The sequence below is a fragment of the Pelomonas sp. SE-A7 genome (assembly GCF_030345705.1).
Classification (GTDB): domain Bacteria; phylum Pseudomonadota; class Gammaproteobacteria; order Burkholderiales; family Burkholderiaceae_C; genus JAUASW01.
Window position 1 is genome coordinate 2,295,868 of record NZ_JAUASW010000001.1, and the last position, 21,092, is coordinate 2,316,959.

Consider the following 21,092-nt stretch of genomic DNA (forward strand, 5'->3'; position numbering starts at 1 on the left):
TGCCCTTTTCACAGCCATTGCTAGCGGGCCACGCCGCAGATCACACGCACCAGCTCGGGTGTCATCCAGCCCAGCACGCCGAACAGCACGAGCCAGACCCCAAGCAGGAAATGCCAGTAGCGGGCCAGCAGGCGCAGCCGCCACGCTTCGCCGCCGGCACGCCGCGCCACCCACCAGCCACCCAGGCCGCCGACCACGTGCAGGCCATGCATCGCGGTCAGCAGGTACAGGAAGCTGCCCGCCGGATTGCCCACCGGCAGCACCAGGCGGCCCGACAGCACTTGCCAACCCCACAGCTGGCTGAGCACGAAGCCCAGCGCCAGCGCACCGCCCAGCACCGACAGCAGGCCGGCATCGTTGCGGCGCCAGGCCAGCTCCAGCGCCGCGCTGCCGGCGACCAGCAGACCGGTGGACAGCCAGAACTGCCAGGGCAGCGCCAGCGGATAGCCTTCCAGCCCGTCCAGCCGCATCACATAGGCGACCAGGAACAGCGAGAACAGCGAGGTCGCCACGGCCATGAAGAACCAGAGGGCGATGCTGGCCGCAGCGCCTGGGGCCAGGCGCTGGCGTTGCTGCAGCGGCAGATTCATCGCGACGCTGCTGCTCATGCTGCCGCTCCGTTGGCCTGTGGCGAATTGCCATGCTCATCGGGCTCCACGCCACCGGCCGACAGCGGCGCGGTCTGCGGGATGAAGTCCTGCGCCGCGCCCGGCACGCTGTAGGCATAGGCCCAGCGGTGCACGACCGGCAGATGCGGGCCCCAGTTTCCGTGTGTGGGCGGCGTGTCGGGCGTGGACCATTCCAGCGAGGCCGCACCCCAGGGGTTGGGATCGGCCTTGCGGCCCTTGAAGGCGCTCCAGATCAGGTTCCAGACGAACACCAGCTGCACCACGCCGACGATCAGGGCCACCACGCTGATGAAGGCATTGAGCTGGTGGGCCGAGGTCGGGATGAAGGCGTAGTCGTCGAAGTTGTAGTAGCGCCGCGGCATGCCCAGCAGGCCGAGGTAGTGCATGGGGAAATAGATCAGGTAGGTGCCAATGAAGGTCACCCAGAAATGGAACAGTCCCAGGCGGTCGTCCAGCATGCGGCCGCTGATCTTGGGGTACCAGTGGTAGATCGCGCCGAACACCACCAAGAGCGGCGCCACGCCCATGACCATGTGGAAATGGGCCACCACGAAGTAGGTGCCGGACAGCGGGATGTCCACCGAGACATTGCCCAGGAACAGGCCGGTCAGGCCACCGATGATGAAGGTCGAGATGAAGGCCAGCGCGAACAGCATGGGCACCGTCAGGTGTATCTCGCCGCGCCACAGCGTCAGCAGCCAGTTGTAGACCTTGATGGCCGTGGGGATGGCGATGATCAGGGTGCTGGTCGCGAAGAAGAAACCGAAGTACGGATTCATGCCGCTGACGAACATGTGGTGGGCCCACACGACGAAGCTCAGCAGGCCGATGGCCACGATGGCCCAGACCATCTGGCGGTAGCCGAAGATGCACTTGCGGGCATGGACCGCGATCAGGTCCGACACCAGGCCGAAGGCCGGCAGGGCCACGATGTAGACCTCGGGATGGCCGAAGAACCAGAACAGATGCTGGAACAGCAGCGGCGAGCCGCCCTTGTAGGACAGGGTCTGGCCCAGGCTCACCACGGCCGGCATGAAGAAGCTGGTGCCGACCAGCTTGTCCAGCAACATCATCACGGCCGACACGAACAGCGCCGGGAAGGCCAGCAGCGCCAGCACCGTGGCGATGAAGATGCCCCAGACCGACAGCGGCATGCGCAGCAGGGTCATGCCCTCGCAGCGCGCTTGCAGCACCGTGGTGACGTAGTTGAGGCCGCCCATGGTGGCCGCCACGATGAAGATGGCCAGCGAAATCAGCATCAGCACGATGCCCCAGTCATGCCCCGGTGTCCCGGGCAGGATGGCCTGCGGCGGATAAAGCGTCCAGCCCGCCCCGGTGGGCCCGCCCGGCACGAAGAAGCTGGCCAGCAGCACGATGACCGACAGCAGATAGGCCCAGAAGCTGAGCATGTTCAGGTAGGGGAACACCATGTCCCGCGCCCCGACCATCAACGGGATCAGGTAGTTGCCGAAGCCGCCCAGGAACAGCGCGGTCAGCAGGTACACCACCATGATCATCCCGTGCATGGTGACGAACTGGTAGTAGCGCTCCGGGTTGATGAACTCGAACATGCCCGGGAAGCCGATCTGCAGCCGCATCAGGTCGGACAGCAGCAGGCCTATCAGGCCCACGAACACGGCCACGCCGCCGTACTGCAGCGCGATCACCTTGTGGTCCTGGCTCCAGACGTACTTGGTCCAGAAGCTCTGCGGCTCGTGGTGACCGTGGTCGTCGTGCGCGTCATGCGACATGGCGGGCGTCTCCTGTGCTTGTCTCTTCCGCTATCTATCCGGGCTCAGGGCGGGCTCAGGGCTGCTTGCCCAGCGACTCGATGTAGGCGGCCAGCGCCGCCACCTCGGCCTCGCTCAGCTCGCTCTTGGGCATCACCGGCGCAAAGCCCTTGACCACACGGGCGGTCGGCTCGCTGATCTCCTTGACCAGGAAGGCCTGGTCGACCTTGGCCTGGCTGCCGTCGACGAAGCTCTCGGTCTTGCCGAACAGGCCCTTCCAGCTGGGGCCCACGCCCGCCGCACCGTCTATCGAATGGCAGGCCACGCAGCCCTTGTTCTTGGCCAGGGCCTGGCCGATGGCGACCGGGCCGGACATGTCGGCCTGGGCCGGCGTGGTGCGCGTCGGCAGGGTACGGGCCCAGCTGTCGAAGGCCTCGGCCGGCATCACGACCACGGCACCGCGCATGGCCGCGTGGCCCACGCCGCAGAGCTGGGCGCACATGGCCTCGTAGCGGCCGGGTGCCGTGGGCGTGAACCAGAAGCTGCTGACCTGACCCGGCACCATGTTCATGCGGGCCCGGAACTGCGGCACGTAGTAGTCGTGCAGCACGTCGATGGAGCGCAGCAGCATCTTGATGGGCCGGCCCTGCGGCAGGCGCAGCTCATTGCCTTCGATGATGCCGTCGTCATTGCCGGCCGGATCGTCGGGATCCAGGCCGAAGGGATTGGTCGGCGAGATGAAGCGCGCGTCGCTGCGGCCCATCTTGTGGTCGGCGCCCGGCAGGCGATAGCGCCACTGCCACTGGTTGCCCAGCACCTCGACTTCCATGGCACCCGTTGGCGGCCGCACGAAGTCGGCGTAGACCGACAGCCCCGGCGCCAGCAGCGCCGCGATGCCGACCGCGGTGACTATGGTCAGCCAGCGCTCCATCTTGTGGTCCACCGGCTGGTAGGCCGCGCCCTTCTGGTGGCCGGCGCCGCGCCGGTACTTCAGCAGCGTGTAGGCCAGGAAGCCGTTCAGCACGACGAAGAACACGCCCGTCACCACGAAGGTGATGGTCAGCGTGTCGTCCATGTTCTTCCAGTTCGAGGCCAGCGGCAGCGCATGCCAGGGGGCGATGAAGTGGAAGATCAGCGAGCCGATCACCATCACGATCAGCACGATCACCATCAGCATGGAAAGTCTCCTTCGAAGACAGCGACGGCGCCCAGGGCGCCGTCGCGTTCACTTCCAAGCTCAGTCGCCGACCCTGCCGCGCTGGACCAGCTTCCAGTAGGTCAGCGCCGCCGTCATGCCGAACACCATGTGGCCGATCAAGCTTCCCCAGCCGCGCAGCTCGGCGATCCATGGGAAGACATTGGTCCAGCCGTACATGCTGATCACGTAGACCCCGCCACCGAACACGATGCCTATGGACTCGATCATCGAGACGCTGGACTCGTAATGGAAGCCGGCGACGATGAAGGCCAGGCACAGGGCGAACACGATGCCGAGCAGGTAGTGGGTGATCAGGGCCACGGCCACGATGCCTATGCTGAACGCGCTGTCCTGCAGGGCGCTGGGGCCCAGGACGATGGCCGCCACCAGGTGGGAGCTGCGCCAGGTGTCGCCGCTGGACATGATGGCGGACCAGACCAGGTCCAGCACCATCATCACCGCGCCGGCCACCAGGCCAGACACAACCGCCGCAGGCCAGTCCGGCATGCGGCGCTCCCACTGGTGGGGATGCATTTCGAGTTCCATGAACACCTCCCTCTATGGAGTGGTCGAACGAACAGGGAAACTGACGAATTGCGATGGGCCTCGTGGAGTCTGCTTTGTCTCTGCTGGCAGCTCCTGGCCCAGGGCTTGTCGGCCTTATACGCCCGGCCCCTGGGGGCCGCAAGCGGGCTTGCCAGCACTTGCAACACAGGCCCCAGGGAACTCCGGGCGGACCCTAGGGCAAAACCTGACCCCGAGCATCTTCCGGGCGTCAGGGCACCGGCAGCGCCGTCTCGTACTTGAGTTCGCGCAGCACCACATTGCTGCGCACGCTGGCCACGCCGGCCACCTTGAACACCTTGGATTGCAGGAACTGGTCGTAGGCCTTCATGTCGGGAGCGACCACCTTGATCACGTAGTCGGCCTCGCCGGTGATGGCCTGGCATTCGATGATCTCGGCACTGGCCCGCACCATGGCCTCGAAGGCCTCGGTCGCGCCCTCGCCGTGCCGCACCAGGCTCACATTGGCCAGCACGCAGATCGACAGGCCCAGCTTCTCGCGATCCGCCAGCGCGACATAGCGGCGTATCACGCCGCCCTCCTCCAGTTCCTTGATGCGCCGCCACACCGGCGTGGCCGACAGGCCCACCTGTTCGGCCAGGGCCTGGGTGCTCTGGCGGCAGTCCTGCTGCAGCGCCTCCAGCAGTTGCCGGGCGGCACGATCGAGGTTGCTCATCTCGAAATCCGTTGATTTAGAGATGAATATTCTCCCCGACCTCCTGGTGACCAAAGAGAAGTGATGCCCGCATCCACTGGCTGTTCCGCCCGCACAAAACGACTGATAAGATTGTTTTGATTGGTTTTGCACGCCAAGCCCGTCAGCCAGGTAGGCGCTTGCGAGTTGATCAACGTAGCAGCGTTGGGGGCAAGGCAGCCCATTGCGGGCCTCCATGCGCGAGCCGTGAACGGCGTTTGGCTGCTAGCTGGCTGCCGTGGAGGATGAATGAAACATTGGAAGTCATTGCTGCTGGTAGCTGCGCTATTCGGCACCCTTACGGCGACGGTCTTGAGCTACCTCAGCCCGCCCCTGGATTTGCACCCAGGCACTCGCTCGATGCAGACGAATGGCGGCATGCCACTGATCGGCAGTTCAAGCCCAGACGCTTTGGCGGCTGCGCGCGGGGCGCAGGACAAGTCGGCCGGGACCCCGCAAGTCGATTCACGGGCGAGCAACGCACCGAAAAGCAGCAATGGCAAGCGATCAAGCAAGGGAGAGCCCTACACCATCGATTACCCGCTGGGGCTGGCGGCCACGCTGGAACTGGCGACCCGCACATCGGACGGGCGACTGGCCTACGAGCTTGCAGGAATCCTTGGACGTTGCGCCTCGGTAGATCGGGAACTCGAGTACACGCGAAACAATCTGGGAAGGATTGCGGATTCCCAGCTGCAGTCCGCCATGGCACGGCAAACGCTCACGATGCAAAGCTTCAGCAATGAATGCGCAGCTTCGGGCATCGATTTCAACAAAGCCGAGTTGGCCATGTACGCACTGGCTGCAGCCAAGCATGTCTTTGACGCTGCTGCCTCGGCCTATCTACGAGGTAGCAAGACAACACAGATGGCCGAGCGTGTATTGCGGGACGCGCGAAATGGTTCGATCACCTCGCTCGGGATCATGGCTGCCGACAACGCTATCGCGCCGCTGGGCTTGGAGCCAGACGAAAAGGCCGCGTTCCGCGCCGCCCTGGAAATGGCAGCACGGGAAGGTCCACATGTCAGCCAGCGGGCCAAATGGATGCTGGAAATGGGTCAATCCCGACAAGAAATGGAACAGTCGTTGCTGGCCGAGGCGGCCGGGGCCAAACCGGTGAGCAAAGATGCGGTCAAGCAATATCCGCCTGCGGTCGAGGCCGAGGCACGCCGTCTTCTGGCCAAGATCTTGGAACGCAACAAAGCGCTGCAGGGCTCGGCCGGCTGAGCGGACGGACGGCCCAACGGAGGCCGGGTGGCATGAACGAGGATGATCATCTACAAATCAAATAGATAGAAGAACAATCCTCTCCATTCGTTGGACAGAACGAGGAAGAGAGCAAAGAATCTCCGCAGCCGCTGGCGAAAAATCTCCGCTCCCGGATCCACCCGCCGCCGTCATGTCCGAACCTTCGCAACTGCGCGACTACAAGCTCTCCGACAACCTGGCCGCCCACAGCGGCGCCGTCTTCCTGACCGGCACCCAAGCCCTGGTGCGGCTGCTGCTGGCACAGAAGGCGCATGACGAGCGCAACGGACTCAAGACCGCCGGCTTCGTCTCCGGCTACCGCGGCTCGCCGCTGGGCATGGTCGACCAGCAGCTCTGGAAGGCCAAGAAGTTCCTCGACGCCGCCCAGATCAATTTCCTGCCCGCCATCAACGAAGACCTGGCCGCCACGGCCTGCCTGGGCGTACAGCGCGTGGCCCTGGACCCCAAGCGCACCGTCGATGGCGTGTTCGCCATGTGGTACGGCAAGGGCCCCGGCGTGGACCGCTCGGGCGATGCGCTGAAGCACGGCAATGTCTACGGCACGGCGCCCCAGGGCGGCGTGCTGGTGGTCTGCGGCGACGACCACGGCTGCGTGTCCTCCTCCACCCCGCACCAGAGCGACCTGGCTTTGCAGGCCTGGAGCATGCCCATCGTCCACCCGGGCAATGTGGCCGAGTACCTGGAGTTCGGCCTTTATGGCTGGGCGCTCTCGCGCTTCTCGGGTGCCTGGGTCGGCTTCAAGGCGATCTCCGAGGTGGTCGAGTCGGGCATGACCGTGGACCTGGACGCGGTGCCGCTGGACTTCGAGCTGCCGGTGGATCACGAGCCGGCTACGAATCTGCACATCCGCCAGGTCGACCTGCCTTCGCTGGAGCTCGAGTCGCGGCTGGAGCACAAGCTGGCCGCGGTGCGCGCCTTCACCAAGCTCAATTCGATAGACAAGCACATCGTCACCAGCCCGCGCGCCACGCTGGGCATCGTGACCGTCGGCAAGGCGCATTACGACTTCATGGAAGTGCTGCGCCGCCTGGACCTGGACCCCAATGCGCTGGCCGCGGCCGGCGTGCGGGTCTACAAGGTCGGCCTGGTCTATCCGCTGGAGTCGACCCGCATGGTCGAGTTCGCGCAGGGCCTGACCGACATGCTGGTGATCGAGGAAAAGGCCCCGGTGGTCGAACGCCAGATCAAGGAGCTGCTGTACCACCTGCCGGAAGCCCAGCGGCCGCGCGTGGTCGGCAAGACCGACGAGCATGGCGCTTCCGTGCTGTCCTCGCTGGGCGAGCTGCGACCCTCGCGAATCATGCCGACCGTGGCCGACTGGCTGGCTCGCCTGAACCCGGCGCTGGACCGCCGCCACCTGGTCGTCGACTTCCTCACCCCCTGCCTGCTGAGCAATGCCGCCGACGGCGTGCGCCGCCAGCCCTACTTCTGCTCGGGCTGCCCGCACAACACCTCGACCAAGCTGCCCGAAGGTTCGCGCGCGCTGGCCGGCATAGGCTGCCACTTCATGGCAAGCTGGATGGAGCGCGGCACCTCGGGCCTGATCCAGATGGGCGCCGAGGGCGTGGACTGGGCCGCCCACAGCCGCTTCACCACCGAGAAGCATGTGTTCCAGAACCTCGGTGACGGCACCTACTACCACTCGGGCTATCTGGCGATCCGCCAGGCCATCGCGGCCCGGGCCAACATCACCTACAAGATCCTTTACAACGACGCGGTCGCGATGACCGGCGGCCAGCCGGTGGACGGCCAGACCAGCGTGCCGCAGATCGCGCGTCAGGTCGAGGCCGAGGGCGTCAAGCGCCTGGTCGTCGTCTCCGACGAGATTGGCAAGTACGAGGGCCACCACGGCCTGTTCCCGGCCGGCACCACGTTTCATGACCGTGCCGAGCTGGATGCGGTGCAGCGCGAGCTGCGCGAGATCGAGGGCGTCACCGTCCTCATCTACGACCAGACCTGCGCGGCCGAGAAACGCCGCCGCAGGAAGAAAAAAGAGTTCCCGGATCCGCCGCGCCGCCTCTTCATCAACGAGCAGGTCTGCGAAGGCTGCGGCGACTGCGGCCAGGCCTCGAACTGCCTGTCGGTGGTGCCGGTGGAAACCGATTTCGGCCGCAAGCGCGCCATCGAGCAGAGCTCGTGCAACAAGGACTTCAGCTGCGTCAACGGCTTCTGCCCCAGCTTCGTCTCGGTGCACGGCGCCCAGCTGAAGAAAAAGGTCGGCGCCGGCTGGACCGCTGCCGACCTGGCGCGCGAGCTGGCCGCCATCCAGGCGCCGCTGCCCTGGGACTGGACCGGCCCCTTCGACATGCTGGTCACCGGCGTCGGCGGCACCGGCGTGGTCACGGTCGGCGCCCTGGTCTCCATGGCGGCCCATCTGGAAGGCAAGCAGGCCTCGGTGCTGGACTTCATGGGCTTCGCCCAGAAGGGCGGCTCGGTGCTCAGCTTCGTTCGCCTGGCCCCGACGCAAGACCTGCTGAACCAGGTCCGCATCGACACCCAGCAGGCCGACGTGCTGCTGGCCTGCGACATGGTGGTTGGCGCCAGCCCCGATGCGCTGGGCACGGTCAAGCCTGGCCGCACCCGCATCCTGGCCAACACCCATGAGCTGCCCACGGCCGCCTTCGTCCGCAACCCGGACGCCAGCCTGCAGGCCGACTCGCTGGTCGCCAAGATGCTGTATGCCGTCGGTGGCGAGGCCAAGTGGCTCTCGACCATCGATGCCCAGGCCATCGCCCAGAAGCTGATGGGCGACACCATGCCCAGCAACATCGTGATGCTAGGCGCCTGCTGGCAAGCCGGCCTGGTGCCGCTGAGCGAGGCCGCGCTGATGCGCGCCATCGAGCTGAACGGCGTGGCCGTCGAAGGCAACAAGACCGCCTTCGCGCTGGGCCGCCTGGCCATTGCCTCACCGGAGGCGATCAAACGCCTCGGTGGCGAGACGGCCCAGCCGATCCAGCTGCTGATGGGCCAGGACAGGCTCGACGGCCCCGATGGCCTGCTCGCCCGCCGCGCCGCCCATCTCACGGCCTACCAGGACGAAGCCTATGGCCAGCGCTACCTGGCCCTGGTCGCGCGAGTCCGCCAGACCGAGGCGCAATTGGGCGAAGCCGGCAAGGCCGAGAAGCTGACCAAGGCCGTGGCCCGCTACTACGCCAAGCTGCTGGCGATCAAGGACGAGTACGAGGTCGCCCGGCTCTATACCGACGGCAAGTTCGAGGCCGCCATGAAGGCCCAGTTCGAAGGCTGGGAGCGGATCAGCTTCCACATGGCACCGCCCCTTATGGCAAGACCCGGCGCCGACGGCCGCGCCAGCAAGATCGAGCTGGGCAGCTGGACCTTCCAGGCGCTCAAGCTGCTGGCCCGCTTCAAGGGCCTGCGCGGCGGCTGGCTGGATCTGTTCGGCAAGACCGAGGAGCGGCGCATGGAGCGCCAGCTGATCAGCGACTACGAAGCCCTGGTCGCCGACCTGCTGGCCCATCTGTCGGCCGACAAGCTGGACCTCGCCGTCCAGCTGGCCCGGCTCCCCGAAAAGATCCGCGGCTATGGCCATGTGAAGCTGGCCAATGTGGTGACCGTGCGTGCACAGTGGAAGGACCTGCTGGACCGCTTCCACGGCCGCGCGGCCGTGGCCGTCATCGCAGAGCCTGCGTCGGTAGCGCGCATCAAGGGCGTGGCCGAGCTGTAGGCGGGCGAGCACTTCTGGGTTTCAATGGAGTCCTGCCCTCAGAGGAGTCCCGATGCCCTGGATCCGGCGACTGCTGGCTTACTCGGAGCTGGCCCGGCGTGCCGATCAGGCGACGGGCCGGGGTCGCTGGCCGCAATGGCTGGAACTGCTGAAGCTGTCGCGTGGCCCGGGCGCCATCGGCCCGGGCGACTACTACACCTACCGCTTGTTCGATCCCGGCCTCAGCTGGGAGCAGAAGCTGGAGTTCGTCGGCTGGCGCCGCGAAGCCCTGCTGGACGGGCTGAACCAGCGGTCCTGGGCCTGCCTGGGGCTGGACAAGGTCTTGACCCTGGAGCTGCTGGGCGCCCAGGGCCTGGCTTGCACCAAGACCTTGGCGATCTACAAGCGCGGCCCAGGCCGACCCCACCAGCGCGCCGAACAGCTGGCTGACGAAGCCGCCCTGCGCCGCTGGTTGCGGGACACGATCCATTACCCCTTCTTCTCCAAGCCCAGCGCCAGCGGCTTCGGCCGCGGCGCCTGCCTGGCCCATGAGTACCTGCCGGAGCGCGACGCGCTGCGCCTGGGCGACGGCAGCGAGCTGGCGGTCGATGCCTTCGACTTCCACCGCGCCGACCAGGAGAACCTTGGCTATCTGTTCCAGCGCCCGGTCACGCCCGATCCGTCCCTGCAGGCCCAACTGGGCCCAGAGCTGACCAGCCTGCGCATCATGGTGCTGCTGGATGAGGAGACCGGCCCGCAGATCCACCGTGCCTTCTGGAAATTCCCCACCGGCGCCAACTTCAGCGACAACTACAACAGCGGCAGCACCGGCAACCTGGCCGCCGCCATCGACTACGACACCGGCCGGGTGCTGCGCGTCATCAACGGCATTGGGCTGGACCTGCGCGAACTGCGCCACCATCCCGATACCGGTGCCGACCTGCACCAGCTCAGCGTGCCAGGCTGGCCCGAGGTCCAGGCCTTTGCGCTGCGGGTGGCCACGCTGTTCCCGCATCTGCGCTTCCAGCAATGGGACATCGCCCTGTCGGCCAGCGGGCCGCTGGCGCTGGAGCTGAACCTGTTCGCCACCGGCGGCTGCGACCTGACCCAGTTGCTGGAGCGGCGCGGCCTGCTGGATGCGCGCATGCGCAGCTGCCTGGCCCAGCAGGGCCTGCTGACCGGATAGCGCACATCGCCGGTAAAGGCCTGCAAAGCCGCTGGACAGGGTGGCGCCGGCCTTGGCATCCTGCGCGGATGCTGCAGTCCCACCGCTTCACCCTGCCGCGGCCGAGCCGGCGCGCCGCCTTGCTCGGCACCGCTGTCGCCCTCTTGCTCGCCGCCTGTGCCAGCCTGCCACCGCCACTTGATCCGCCCTCTCAGCTGCGCGCCGCCAACCGCATAGGCTGGGGCGCCACCACCGGCCAGCTGGACCAGATCGCCACGCAAGGCTGGGGCCGCTATGTGGAGCAGCAGCTGAACGCTGACCCCAAGGCGCCTCTGCCGGCCTTTGCCGAGGCGCAGATCGCCCAGCTGGACATCACGAGCAAGACGCTGAACGAGCGGGTGCAGGAGGTCGAGACCCTGCGCAAGAACCAGGACAAGCCGCCCACCGAGGCCGAGCGGGTCGTCGCCCGGCAGGCCTACCAGAACGGGCTCAACAAGGGCTCGCGCGAGGCCGGCCACCGCTTCCTGCTGCGAGCGCTGTATTCCGACCAGCAGCTGCTGGAGCACATCAGCGCCTTCTGGTTCAACCACTTCAATGTCCACCAGTACAAGCGCGAGATCCGCGTGCTGGTGTCCGACTACGAGGACCGCGCGCTGCGGCCGAATGCGCTCGGCTCGTTCCGCACCATGCTGGGCGCCGTGGCCCGCCATCCGGCCATGCTGCGCTATCTGGACAACGACCAGAACGGCATTCCCAGGGTCAACGAGAACTACGCCCGCGAGCTGCTGGAGCTGCACACGCTGGGCGTGGACGGCGGCTACAGCCAGCGCGACGTGCAGGAGCTGGCCCGCGTGCTGACCGGCTTCGGCGTGCGCCTGGACCCCGAGGACCCCAAGCTGCCGCCCAAGTTCAACGGCCAGTACGTTCGCGAAGGCCTGTACGAATTCAACCCGGCCCGCCATGACTTCGGCGACAAGCAGCTGCTCGGCCAGACCATCAAGGGCAGCGGCGCCAAGGAGCTGGACCAGGTGCTGGACCTGCTGGTCGCCCATCCCAGCACGGCCCGCTTCGTCAGCCGCAAGCTGGCCCAATTCTTCCTGGCCGACCAGCCGCCGGCCGCCGTGGTCGAGCGCATGGCCGCGGCCTTCCAGCAAAGCGGCGGCGACATCAAGGCCACGTTGCGGCCGCTGCTGCTGTCCAGCGAATTCGCCAGCCTGCCGCCGGCCAAGTTCAAGGACCCGCAGCACTACCTGCTCTCCGGCCTGCGCGCCGGCTTCGAGGGCCAGCAGATGCTGAACAGCCAGCCGCTGGCCGGCTGGCTGCGCCGCCTGGGCCAGGGCCTGTACGACCGCCAGACGCCGGACGGCTATCCGCCCCAGGCCGAGGCCTGGAACAGTGCCGGTCAGATGAGCCTGCGTTTCGAGATCGCCCGCCAGATGGGCGGCGGCGTGCCGGCCCTGTTCAAGGGCGAGGCGGCCGACGCGCCCAAGCCGCCGCCACCGCCCTACAAGCTAGACGCGCCACCCATGCGCAGCCGCATCGAGCCCAGCCTGAGCCCGGCCACGCGCGGCGCCCTGGCCCAGGCCGACTCGCCGCAGCTGTGGCTCACGCTGCTGCTGTCCAGCCCCGAATTCATGAACCGCTGAACCGGTGACCGCCATGCTGTTGAACCGACGTCATCTGCTCCAAGCCACCGCCGCGGGTCTGGCCCTGCCCGGCACCCGTTTGTTTGCCGCAGGCGCCGACAAGCCGCGCTTTCTGCTGGTCTTTCTGCGCGGCGGCTACGACGCCGCCAACCTGCTGGTGCCGACCGGCAGCAGCTTCTATTACGAATCGCGGCCCAAGATCGCCATCGCCAAGCCGGGCAGCGAGCCCAGCGCCGAGGCGGCCCTGTCCATCAATGCCGACTGGGGCCTGCATCCGGCGCTGAAGGACAGCCTCTACCCCCTGCTGCAGGCCGGCCAGGCCGCCTTCATCCCCTTCGCCGGCACCGACGACCTCAGCCGCAGCCATTTCGAGACCCAGGACAGCATAGAACTGGGTCAGAACCTCACGGGCCAGCGCGACTTCCAGAGCGGCTTCATGAACCGCCTCGCTGCCGAGATCGGTGCGCGCGGTGCGATCTCGTTCACCGACCAGCTGCCGATCAGCTTCCGCGGCCAGGCCAAGATTGGCAATGCGGCGCTGCGCGACAACGCCCGGCTGGCGGTCGATGCCAAGACCCGCCAGCTGGTCTCGGGCATGTACCAGCAGCAGCCGCTGTCCACCCAGGTCGAGGAAGGCTTTGCGCTGCGCGAGGAGCTGGTGCGCGAGCTCTCGCCCGAGCGCATGAAGGAGATGGACGCCTCGGGCCGCAACGCGATCAGCGCCAAGGGTTTCGAGCTGGAGGCGCGGCGCATAGGCAAGCTGATGCGCGGCCGCTTCAGCCTGGGCTTCATCGACGTGGGCGGCTGGGACACCCACGTCGGCCAGGGCGGCGCCACCGGCACGCTGGCGACCCGCTTCGAGGAGCTGGGCCGCGGCCTGGCCGCGATCAGCGCCGAACTCGGCCCGGAGCTGTGGCGCAGCACCACGGTGATGGTGATCAGCGAGTTCGGCCGCACCTTCCGCGAGAACGGCAATCGCGGCACCGACCACGGCCATGGCTCGACCTACTGGCTGCTGGGCGGCAGCCTGGCGGCCAAGGGGGGCGTGGCCGGCGAGCAGGTGCAACTGACAGCCAAGACCCTGAACCAGGGCCGCGACTACCCGGTGCTGAATGAATACCGCGCCGTGCTGGGCGGCCTCTGGAAGCGCCAGTTCGGCCTGTCGGACGAGGCGCTGGCGCGCGTGTTCCCGGGCGCGGCGATCAAGGACCTGGGCCTGGTCTGAATCGGCTCGACGGCCTTTCGATCCGTCGGGTTCCAGCGGCGATTCGTCGGCCCGTACCCAGCTTTGTCTGGCGTCGGCTGATCGGCCGGGCGGGACTGCGTACCTTTGCGCCGTCTGCCCACCGTCCGATCAAGGAGCCCGTCATGAAATCCCCTTCCGCCACCTTCGCCGCCGTTGCCAGCCTCGCGTTCGCGCTGTTCGCCCCGGCGGCGCTGGCCCAGACCGTCCAGCCTGCCCACTGCCCCAAAGCCACCGAGGAGCTGCCCGAGCTGCTGGCCAGCAGCATGCAGCGCATAGGCCGCGAGGCCGAGGTGCAGGCCGAGTTCGAAGTCGATGCCAAGGGCCGCGTGCAGCCGCTGACCGTGGACGGCAACCGCCGCTACCGCGGTGCGGTGCGCACCGCCCTCTATTCCATGAACTGCCACGGCGGCACGCCGCAGCGCTATGTCGTCAGCATCCGCTTTGCCGAGCCGACCGCGGCCAGCGCCTCGGCCCTGGCTGCCGCCGCCCCGCGTGTTTCAATGGCCAATTCACGCTGATACCGCATGCCTCCTGCGCCCGCCCTGCTCCTGACCCGCCAGGATCGCCGCGACCTGCTGGTCGCCGCCGTCCTGGCCCTGGTGTTCTCGGCCGGCGTGTTCCTGCCCAGCATCGCCAGCTGCCATCTGCTTGGCCACGCCGAGGATGGCTGTGGCGGCGAGGGGCTGGTCTTCCTGCCCCGTATGCTGGGCCGCGCGGCCTGGATCTGGTGCATGGTGGCGGGGGCCTGCCTGAGCCAGCACTGGCTGCCCAGCAACGAAGCCGCGCGCCCGCTGGCCCTGGGACTGCAGGTGACAGGTCTGACCCTGCTGAGCCCCTCCCTGGGCGCCCTGCTCGGCCTGTCAGACGGCAGCCTGCTGCCCAACAGCCCCTACGACCTGCAGGTTCAGGCCAGTTTCGCCGTGGTGGCCTGCCTGACCTTCGAGTACCGGCAGCGCCGGCTGCGCGGCGAGGCCGATGCCGAGTCGCTGAGCCACAGCGCGCCCGCCCAGGCTCGCCAGCTGGCCCAGGCGCGCATGGCCTTGCTGCAGGCCCAGGTCGAACCGCATTTTTTGTTCAACACCCTGGCCCATCTGCGCCGCCTGGCCCATACCGACACCGGGGCGGCACGGGCCATGCTGTCGGACCTGCGCCTCTACCTCGCCGCAGCCCTGCCCGAACTGCGCCAGACGGAAACCCCGCTGGCCCGCGAACTGGACCTGGTGCGCGCCTTTCTGGCCCTGCACCAGCGCCGCATAGGCCCGGATCGGCTGAAGCTGAGCTTCGAGATCGCACCCGGCCTGGAGGCGGCCATCGTGCCCTGCACCTGTCTGCTGACCCTGGCGGAGAACGCGATCAAGCATGGCATCACGCCGCAGCTCGCGGGCGGCGAGATCTGCGTCCGTGCGCTGCCGGACCCGGAGCTGCCGTCCACGCTCAGGCTGGAAGTGGTCGACACCGGCGCCGGCATGACGCCCGGCAGCGGCGGCGGTACCGGCCTGGTCACGCTGCGCGCCCGCCTCGCCGCTCTCCATGGCAGCGCGGCGAGGCTCAGTCTGCACATCAACCAGCCGCAGGGCCTGATCGCGCGGGTGCAATTGCCATGGCACTGAAGCTGATACGGACCAGCGATCTCAGCTGGATGCTGCTGGTCGGCGCGGCCACGCTGTTCGCCAATGGCACGCCTTTCAACAGTCATCTGAGCGCCGGCCTTCTGAATGCGCTGAGCTACAACGTGCTGCAGTTCGGCGTGCCCGCCGTGCTGGGCGTGCGCGCGGCCGACTGGGCCGTCGATGCCGGCCGTCTGCCCGCCTGGCTCGCCTATCCGGCCGTACTGTTCGCCACCATCCTGCTGGGCGTCTGGGTCATCGCGCCGGCGCTCTACCCGGTGCTGGGCAAGGTCGCGTGGTGGGGCCGCGAGCAGGACTTCTCGCTCGCCGGCACCAGCTTCGTCTGGCATGCGATGGGCATGCTGGTCTATGTGCAGCTGCGCCAGTCGCGGCGCGCCCAGGCACGGCTCAAGGCCCTGCAGGAAGCCTCCGCCGAACGCCAGCGCAAGCTGGCCGCCGCGCAGCTGCTGGCGCTGCAGGCCCGCATGGATCCGGCCCTGCTGTCGGAGCGCCTGGGCGTCATCGATTCCGAGCTGGCCGAGCAGCCGGCGCGAGGCCAGGCCAGGCTGGCGGCGCTGATCGAATTGCTGCGCGCCCTGCAGCCCCATGTGGAGGCCGAGGTCTCGACGCTGGCTCGCGAGCTGCTCGCGCTGCGCGCTTATGCCCGCCTGGTCAGCGCCGATGCCCTGCACACCGAGCGTCTGCACCTCGCCGACCTGGCCGAAGCGCCGGACTGGCCGCTGGCGCCCATGGTCCTGCTGCCCCTGGTTCGCCCTTTGCTGGACGAAGGCACGACGCTTTGGAGCCTGTCCCTGCAGACCCAGGCCGACCAGGCCGAACTGCGGCTGCAGGCCCTGGGCCCCGATCCGCAGCACACCTGGCTGACCGCCGAACGCGTGCCTCTCGACGAGCTGGCCCAGCGCCTGCGCGCCGTCCATGGCGAGGCCGCCTCGCTGAACTTGCTGCGCGAGGACCAGCCCTTGTTCATACTCCGCTGGCCCAGGCCCGCCGACCGTTCCGCGCCATGACCCGCATCCTGATCGCTGAAGACGAGACCCTGCTGGCGGCCGAGATCCGCGAGGAGCTGCTGCGCCAATGGCCCGAGGCCGAGGTCTTGGCCATGGCCCGCGACGGCCACGAGGCCTTGAACCTGGTCGAGCAGCTGCAGCCCGAGGTCTGTTTCCTGGACGTGCAGATGCCCGGCCTTTCGGGCCTGGAGGTGGCGCAGCTGATCGGTCGGCGCGCCCATGTGGTCTTCATCACCGCCCATGAGCGCTATGCGATCCAGGCCTTCGACGAAGGGGCCGTGGGCTACCTGCTCAAGCCGCTGGACCCGGCGCGCATGGCCAAGACCCTGCTGCGCCTGAAGGAGCGGCTGAGCCAGCCGCCGGCCGACCTGCGCGGCCTGGATGCGCTGGCCGGCGCCCGCAACAACGGCGCCACTGAACAGCTGCGCTGGATCACGGTGCAGCGCGGCCGCGAGCTGCAGCTGATCGCGGTGGACGACGTCATCTACTTCCGCGCCGACAACAAGTACGTGGCCGTGATCACGGCCGACACCGAGGCCCTGATCTCGGTGCCACTGAAGGACCTGGTCCAGCGCCTGGACGGCGAGCATTTCTGGCAGGTGCACCGCTCGACCATCGTCAACGCCCACGCGATCAAGTCGGTCAGCCGCTCGCTCAGCGGCAAGCTGCGCATCGCGCTGAAGAACCGGCCCGAGACGCTGGAGGTCAGCCCGACGTTTTCGGGGCGGTTCAAGCAGCTCTAGCCTCGGGCGGTTACTGCCTCAGGTCCCACAGCACATTGACGATCAGCCAGCGGCCGTCGTCGGTCTCGACCAGGTGCATGTAGTCGATCCAGCCCTCGGCATCGAGGCGCACGCTGGCCGTGCCCTGGAAGATGTCGAGGATGCGCAGCTCGCGGCGCGAAGTCTTGTCTTCCTTGGCCGGACGCTGGCGGGTGGACTGGGTCAGCGTCATGGCGCTCATCTGCTGCAGGCGCCGGCGGCCGTCGGGGCCCTTCATCATCACCCGCTTGGCCAGCTCGGGATGGAGCGAGCGCTCCATGCGGGCGGCGTCGCCGGTGTACCAGCCCTCGATGTAGTCCATGGCCGTGCGGCGAATGGCGGCCTCGCGCTCGCCTTCCGCCGCCAGGGCCGGATCTGCAGCCAGGCCGGCGACCGCCGCGCCGAGAGCCATGATGTTTCTGCGCTTCATGTCGCCCCTCATCTCGGTGAATGGATGGATGAGGGGCAAGCGTCGCACAGTTGCGGCCGCGTCGCGGAAGTCAGGGGCGATCAGCCCAGCAGCGAATCGGCCGCCAGGTAGTCGTAGCCCAGGTCGCGCGCCACGGCCTCGTAGGTGACCCGGCCTGCTACCACGTTCAGGCCGGCTTTGAGGTGCGGGTTGTCGCGCAGCGCCTGCTTCCAGCCCTTGTTGGCCAGGGCCCCGGCATGGCCAATCGTCGCGTTGTTCAAGGCGAAGGTCGAGGTGCGCGCCACGGCGCCGGGCATGTTGGCCACGCAGTAGTGGATGACGCCATCGACGACGAAGGTCGGCTCGGCGTGAGTGGTGGCATGTGAGGTCTCGAAGCAGCCGCCCTGGTCGATCGCCACGTCGACGATCACCGAGCCCTTCTTCATGCGGCTGACCATCTCCTTGGTCACCAGCTTGGGCGCCGCAGCCCCGGGGATCAGCACGCCGCCTATGACCAGCTCGGCCGAGAGCACGGCCTCTTCCAGCGCTTGGGCGTTCGAGTAGGCGGTGGTGATGCGGTTGCCGAAAACCAGGTCCAGCTGGCGCAGCCGGTCCACGTTCTTGTCCAGCACGGTGACGCGGGCGCCCATGCCCACGGCCATCTGCAGCGCATGCGTGCCGACCACGCCGGCGCCGATCACGACCACATGGGCCGGCGCCACGCCGGGCACGCCGCCCAGCAGCACGCCCATGCCGCCCTTGCTCTTCTCCAGATGCGCCGCGCCGGCCTGGATGGACATGCGGCCGGCCACCTCGCTCATGGGCGCCAGCAGCGGAAGGCCGCCGCCGGGGCCGGTGATGGTTTCGTAGGCGATGCAGACGGCGCCGCTCTTGACCAGGGCCGCGGTCTGCTCGGGGTCCGGCGCCAGGTGCAGGTAGGTGTAGAGGATCTGGCCTTCGCGCAGCATCGCGCATTCCTGCGGCTGCGGCTCCTTGACCTTGACAATCATCTCGGCCTGGGCGAAGACGCCGGCCGCATCACCAACGATCTGGGCGCCGGCCGCCATGTACTGCTCGTCCGTGAGGCCGATGGCGGCGCCGGCGCCGGTCTGCACCAGCAGCTGATGGCCATGAGAGACCAGCTCGCGGACGCTGGCCGGCGTCAGGCCGACGCGGTATTCGTGGTTCTTGATTTCCTTGGGAACGCCGATGCGCATGGGGCTTGTCTCCGTTGTCTTGTTTTCAGAGCTGTCCTTGTACGGCCGGGCCTGCGGCGTTCAAAGCCGCAGCAATCGATCTAAAGCGCCATTAGCGGCGCTACTAGTCGGCTGCCTGGTCGGCCGTCTTGGCGATCACCCTCACCACCACCTCCCGGTGGTAGCGAAAGCCCATGCGCTCGTAGAGGCCGCGGGCGCCGGCATTGGCGCTCATCACATGCAGCACCGGCAGTTGGCCGCGCTGCAACTGGCGGCGCACCAGCTTGAGCATCAGGCGCCGCGCCAGGCCGCGGCCCTGGAAATCGGGATGGGTGCAGACGCCGCTGATCTCGCGCAGCTGCTCGGCCTGCATGCGTTCGCCGGCCATGGCCATCAAGCGGCCCTGCTCGTCGAAGCAGCCGAAGTAGTCGCCCAGCTCCAGCGTGCGCAGGCCGAAGGGTCCGGGCTTGGTCAACAGCGCCAGCTCTAGCGCCTGCTGCGCATGCTCGGCGGCTAGCGGAACGGCCTCGGGCGCTTCGTCATGCTCGCGGCAGGCAGCATCCCAGAACATGCTGAACATCGTGGCCTCGGCCTCGATGCGCCAGTCGGCCGGCACCGGGCCGGACCAGACGCCGGTGTAGAAACTCTCGCCGGGCTCGGCCAGCGCCGACAGCGCTTGCAGATCAGGCTGATCCGGATTCTCAAAACCTATCAGCGGCGAGAAGCCCGGCGCCATGCGCCTGACCCCGCCGCTGCCCACAGCGAAGCGCGCCTGCGTGCCGGAAAGCGCATGCCACATGAGGTTGTCGAGCAGATGCAGCATGGCGCGACCGGGCGACTTACTGCGCCGGCTTCTTCTCCACCGCCGGCAGCGGATGGAAGGCCACCGGGCTCTGCGCGGCCAGCCAGACGGCCGTGGCCCAGACCTGCACGTTCTGGCGGATCTTGGCCGGGTCTATCTTGTCCAGCGTGTCGTTGGCCGTGTGGTGGAAGTCGAAGTAGTCCGTGCCGTCCTGGCTGAACGAGAACACCGGCAGGTTGGCGGCGCGCTGGATCACGCCGGTGTCGGCGCCGGTGCGGCCTTCGTTGCCGCCAGCCTCGACGCCCAGCGGCTTGAGCTGCTCGGCAATCACCAGGGCCACGCCCAGGGCCTCGGGCCGCACGCGGGTCTGGAAGCGGTAGATGGGGCCGGCGCCGAAGTCGCTCTCGGCCACCAGCTGGTGCTTCTGGCCCTTGTACTTTTCCGCATAGGCGCGCGCGCCGTCGAGGCCGTTCTCCTCGTTGGCGAACATCACCACGCGGATGGTGCGGCGCGGCTTGGCGCCGCTGTCCAGGATCAGCTTGGCGGCGGCGGCGGTGATGGCCACGCCGGCACCATCGTCTATCGCGCCCTGGCCCAGGTCCCAGCTATCCAGGTGGCCGCCTATGGCGATCACCTCGTCGGCCAGGTCGGTGCCGGGAATCTCGGCGATCACGTTGTGCGAGACCGCGTCTATGCCCAGTTCGGCCTGCAGCGAGACATGCATCTTGACCGGCTTGCCGTAGCGCTGCAGCCGGGCAATGGTGTCGGCATCGGGCACCGAGACGGCAAAGGCCGGCACGGCCGGCACGCCTTCGGCATAGCGGGTGGCGCCGGTGTGGGCCAGGCGGTCATGGTCGGTACCGACCGAGCGGATCGCGAAGGCCAGCGCACCGCGTTTGCCGGCTTCGGTCGGGCCTTGCGTGCGGGCGGTAGACGAAGGGCCGTAGCCGCGGCCGTCCTTGGCGCGCTCGGTCTTTTGGTCGACGAAGACGATGCGGCCCTTGGCCTTGTCGCTGGTGTCGGCCTTGAGCGTGGCGAAGTCGGGGTAGTAGGCGATTTCGGCGCTGATGCCTTCCTTGGGCGTAGCCACGCTCATGCCCAGGGCCGTCATCACCAGTGGCTGGGCAAACGGCTCGGTGATGTGGGCATGGGCTTCGCCGCGCTTCCAGGCCTTGAGCGGCACGGGCTCGGCGCGCACCACCGGGAAGCCCAGCGACTTCAGCTTTGCCACGGCCCAGTCGACGGCCTTCTTGTCATTGGCCGAGCCGGCCGGCCGCGCGCCGACCTCGGTGACCAGCGAATCGACCAGCTCGTAGGCCAGGTTGCTGGCCTGGCCGGCTTCGCGCAATTTGGCAGCGACGGCCAGGTCGGCATCGCTGAAGGATTGAGCGCCCGCGGCGCCAAAGGACAAGGCAAGGGCCAGGGCCAAGCCGGCCCGGCGGAACTGGTTCATGGACGGATCCTCCCTGGGGATCCGCCAGCAT

The 21,092-nt window shown here is 67.9% G+C and carries 18 protein-coding genes; 9 read left to right on the forward strand and 9 right to left on the reverse strand.

Features of this window, described 5'->3' with window-relative positions:
* Window positions 1-20 precede the first annotated feature (20 nt).
* From QT382_RS10390 to QT382_RS10410, 5 genes are all read right to left on the reverse strand, one after another.
* Window positions 21-608, reverse strand: coding sequence for a cytochrome c oxidase subunit 3 family protein (locus tag QT382_RS10390; RefSeq protein ID WP_289253960.1), 588 nt, complete (start codon window positions 606-608; stop codon window positions 21-23).
* Entirely contained in the window at window positions 605-2,380 is a 1,776-nt protein-coding gene (locus QT382_RS10395; protein WP_289253961.1) for a cytochrome c oxidase subunit I, read from the reverse strand. The genes QT382_RS10390 and QT382_RS10395 overlap by 4 nt, the downstream gene beginning before the upstream one ends.
* A gap of 55 nt (window positions 2,381-2,435) precedes the next feature.
* Window positions 2,436-3,536, reverse strand: a complete 1,101-nt coding sequence (locus QT382_RS10400; protein WP_289253962.1) for a cytochrome c oxidase subunit II — start codon at window positions 3,534-3,536, stop codon at window positions 2,436-2,438.
* 60 nt (window positions 3,537-3,596) lie between these two features.
* Window positions 3,597-4,103: a hypothetical protein gene (locus QT382_RS10405; RefSeq protein WP_289253963.1), complete on the reverse strand. Its 507-nt coding sequence runs from the start codon at window positions 4,101-4,103 to the stop codon at window positions 3,597-3,599.
* Window positions 4,104-4,332: 229 nt separating this feature from the next.
* Window positions 4,333-4,797, reverse strand: coding sequence for an Lrp/AsnC family transcriptional regulator (locus QT382_RS10410; protein WP_289253964.1), 465 nt, complete (start codon window positions 4,795-4,797; stop codon window positions 4,333-4,335).
* 267 nt (window positions 4,798-5,064) lie between these two features.
* Here QT382_RS10410 and QT382_RS10415 point away from each other — a divergent pair, with 267 nt between their 5' ends.
* The 9 genes from QT382_RS10415 (at window position 5,065) to QT382_RS10455 (ending at window position 17,183) form a co-directional block, all read left to right on the forward strand.
* Entirely contained in the window at window positions 5,065-6,042 is a 978-nt protein-coding gene (locus QT382_RS10415) for a hypothetical protein (protein WP_289253965.1), read from the forward strand.
* Window positions 6,043-6,214: 172 nt separating this feature from the next.
* Window positions 6,215-9,769, forward strand: coding sequence for an indolepyruvate ferredoxin oxidoreductase family protein (locus tag QT382_RS10420; RefSeq protein ID WP_289253966.1), 3,555 nt, complete (start codon window positions 6,215-6,217; stop codon window positions 9,767-9,769).
* A gap of 52 nt (window positions 9,770-9,821) precedes the next feature.
* On the forward strand, window positions 9,822-10,934 hold the full coding sequence (locus QT382_RS10425; protein WP_289253967.1) for a sugar-transfer associated ATP-grasp domain-containing protein: 1,113 nt from the start codon (window positions 9,822-9,824) through the stop codon (window positions 10,932-10,934).
* 68 nt (window positions 10,935-11,002) lie between these two features.
* Complete coding sequence (locus QT382_RS10430; protein ID WP_289253968.1) at window positions 11,003-12,559, forward strand: DUF1800 domain-containing protein; 1,557 nt, start codon at window positions 11,003-11,005, stop codon at window positions 12,557-12,559.
* A 19-nt stretch (window positions 12,560-12,578) separates the two neighbouring features.
* A complete protein-coding gene (locus QT382_RS10435) occupies window positions 12,579-13,784 on the forward strand; it encodes a DUF1501 domain-containing protein (RefSeq protein ID WP_289254722.1) in 1,206 nt (401 codons plus the stop codon).
* Between the two features lie 143 nt (window positions 13,785-13,927).
* Window positions 13,928-14,323 (forward strand): hypothetical protein, encoded by a 396-nt coding sequence (locus tag QT382_RS10440; RefSeq protein WP_289253969.1) that lies wholly within the window; start codon window positions 13,928-13,930, stop codon window positions 14,321-14,323.
* 6 nt (window positions 14,324-14,329) lie between these two features.
* Window positions 14,330-15,415: a sensor histidine kinase gene (locus QT382_RS10445; protein ID WP_289253970.1), complete on the forward strand. Its 1,086-nt coding sequence runs from the start codon at window positions 14,330-14,332 to the stop codon at window positions 15,413-15,415.
* Window positions 15,406-16,440, forward strand: coding sequence for a hypothetical protein (locus QT382_RS10450; protein WP_289253971.1), 1,035 nt, complete (start codon window positions 15,406-15,408; stop codon window positions 16,438-16,440). The genes QT382_RS10445 and QT382_RS10450 overlap by 10 nt, the downstream gene beginning before the upstream one ends.
* Window positions 16,437-17,183, forward strand: a complete 747-nt coding sequence (locus QT382_RS10455) for a LytR/AlgR family response regulator transcription factor (protein WP_289253972.1) — start codon at window positions 16,437-16,439, stop codon at window positions 17,181-17,183. The genes QT382_RS10450 and QT382_RS10455 overlap by 4 nt, the downstream gene beginning before the upstream one ends.
* A 10-nt stretch (window positions 17,184-17,193) precedes the next feature.
* On the opposite strand, the gene QT382_RS10460 is transcribed toward QT382_RS10455, so the two are convergent.
* The 4 genes from QT382_RS10460 to QT382_RS10475 all read right to left on the reverse strand — a co-directional run bounded on the left by QT382_RS10460 (window position 17,194) and on the right by QT382_RS10475 (window position 21,061).
* The gene (locus QT382_RS10460) at window positions 17,194-17,631 is read right to left on the reverse strand and encodes a nuclear transport factor 2 family protein (RefSeq protein WP_289253973.1); all 438 of its coding nucleotides are present in this window, start codon (window positions 17,629-17,631) and stop codon (window positions 17,194-17,196) included.
* 80 nt (window positions 17,632-17,711) lie between these two features.
* Window positions 17,712-18,827, reverse strand: coding sequence for an alanine dehydrogenase (gene ald / locus QT382_RS10465; protein WP_289253974.1), 1,116 nt, complete (start codon window positions 18,825-18,827; stop codon window positions 17,712-17,714).
* A 103-nt stretch (window positions 18,828-18,930) separates the two neighbouring features.
* Window positions 18,931-19,629: a GNAT family N-acetyltransferase gene (locus QT382_RS10470; protein ID WP_289253975.1), complete on the reverse strand. Its 699-nt coding sequence runs from the start codon at window positions 19,627-19,629 to the stop codon at window positions 18,931-18,933.
* A 16-nt stretch (window positions 19,630-19,645) separates the two neighbouring features.
* Window positions 19,646-21,061: a M20/M25/M40 family metallo-hydrolase gene (locus QT382_RS10475; protein WP_289253976.1), complete on the reverse strand. Its 1,416-nt coding sequence runs from the start codon at window positions 21,059-21,061 to the stop codon at window positions 19,646-19,648.
* Window positions 21,062-21,092: the final 31 nt, after the last annotated feature.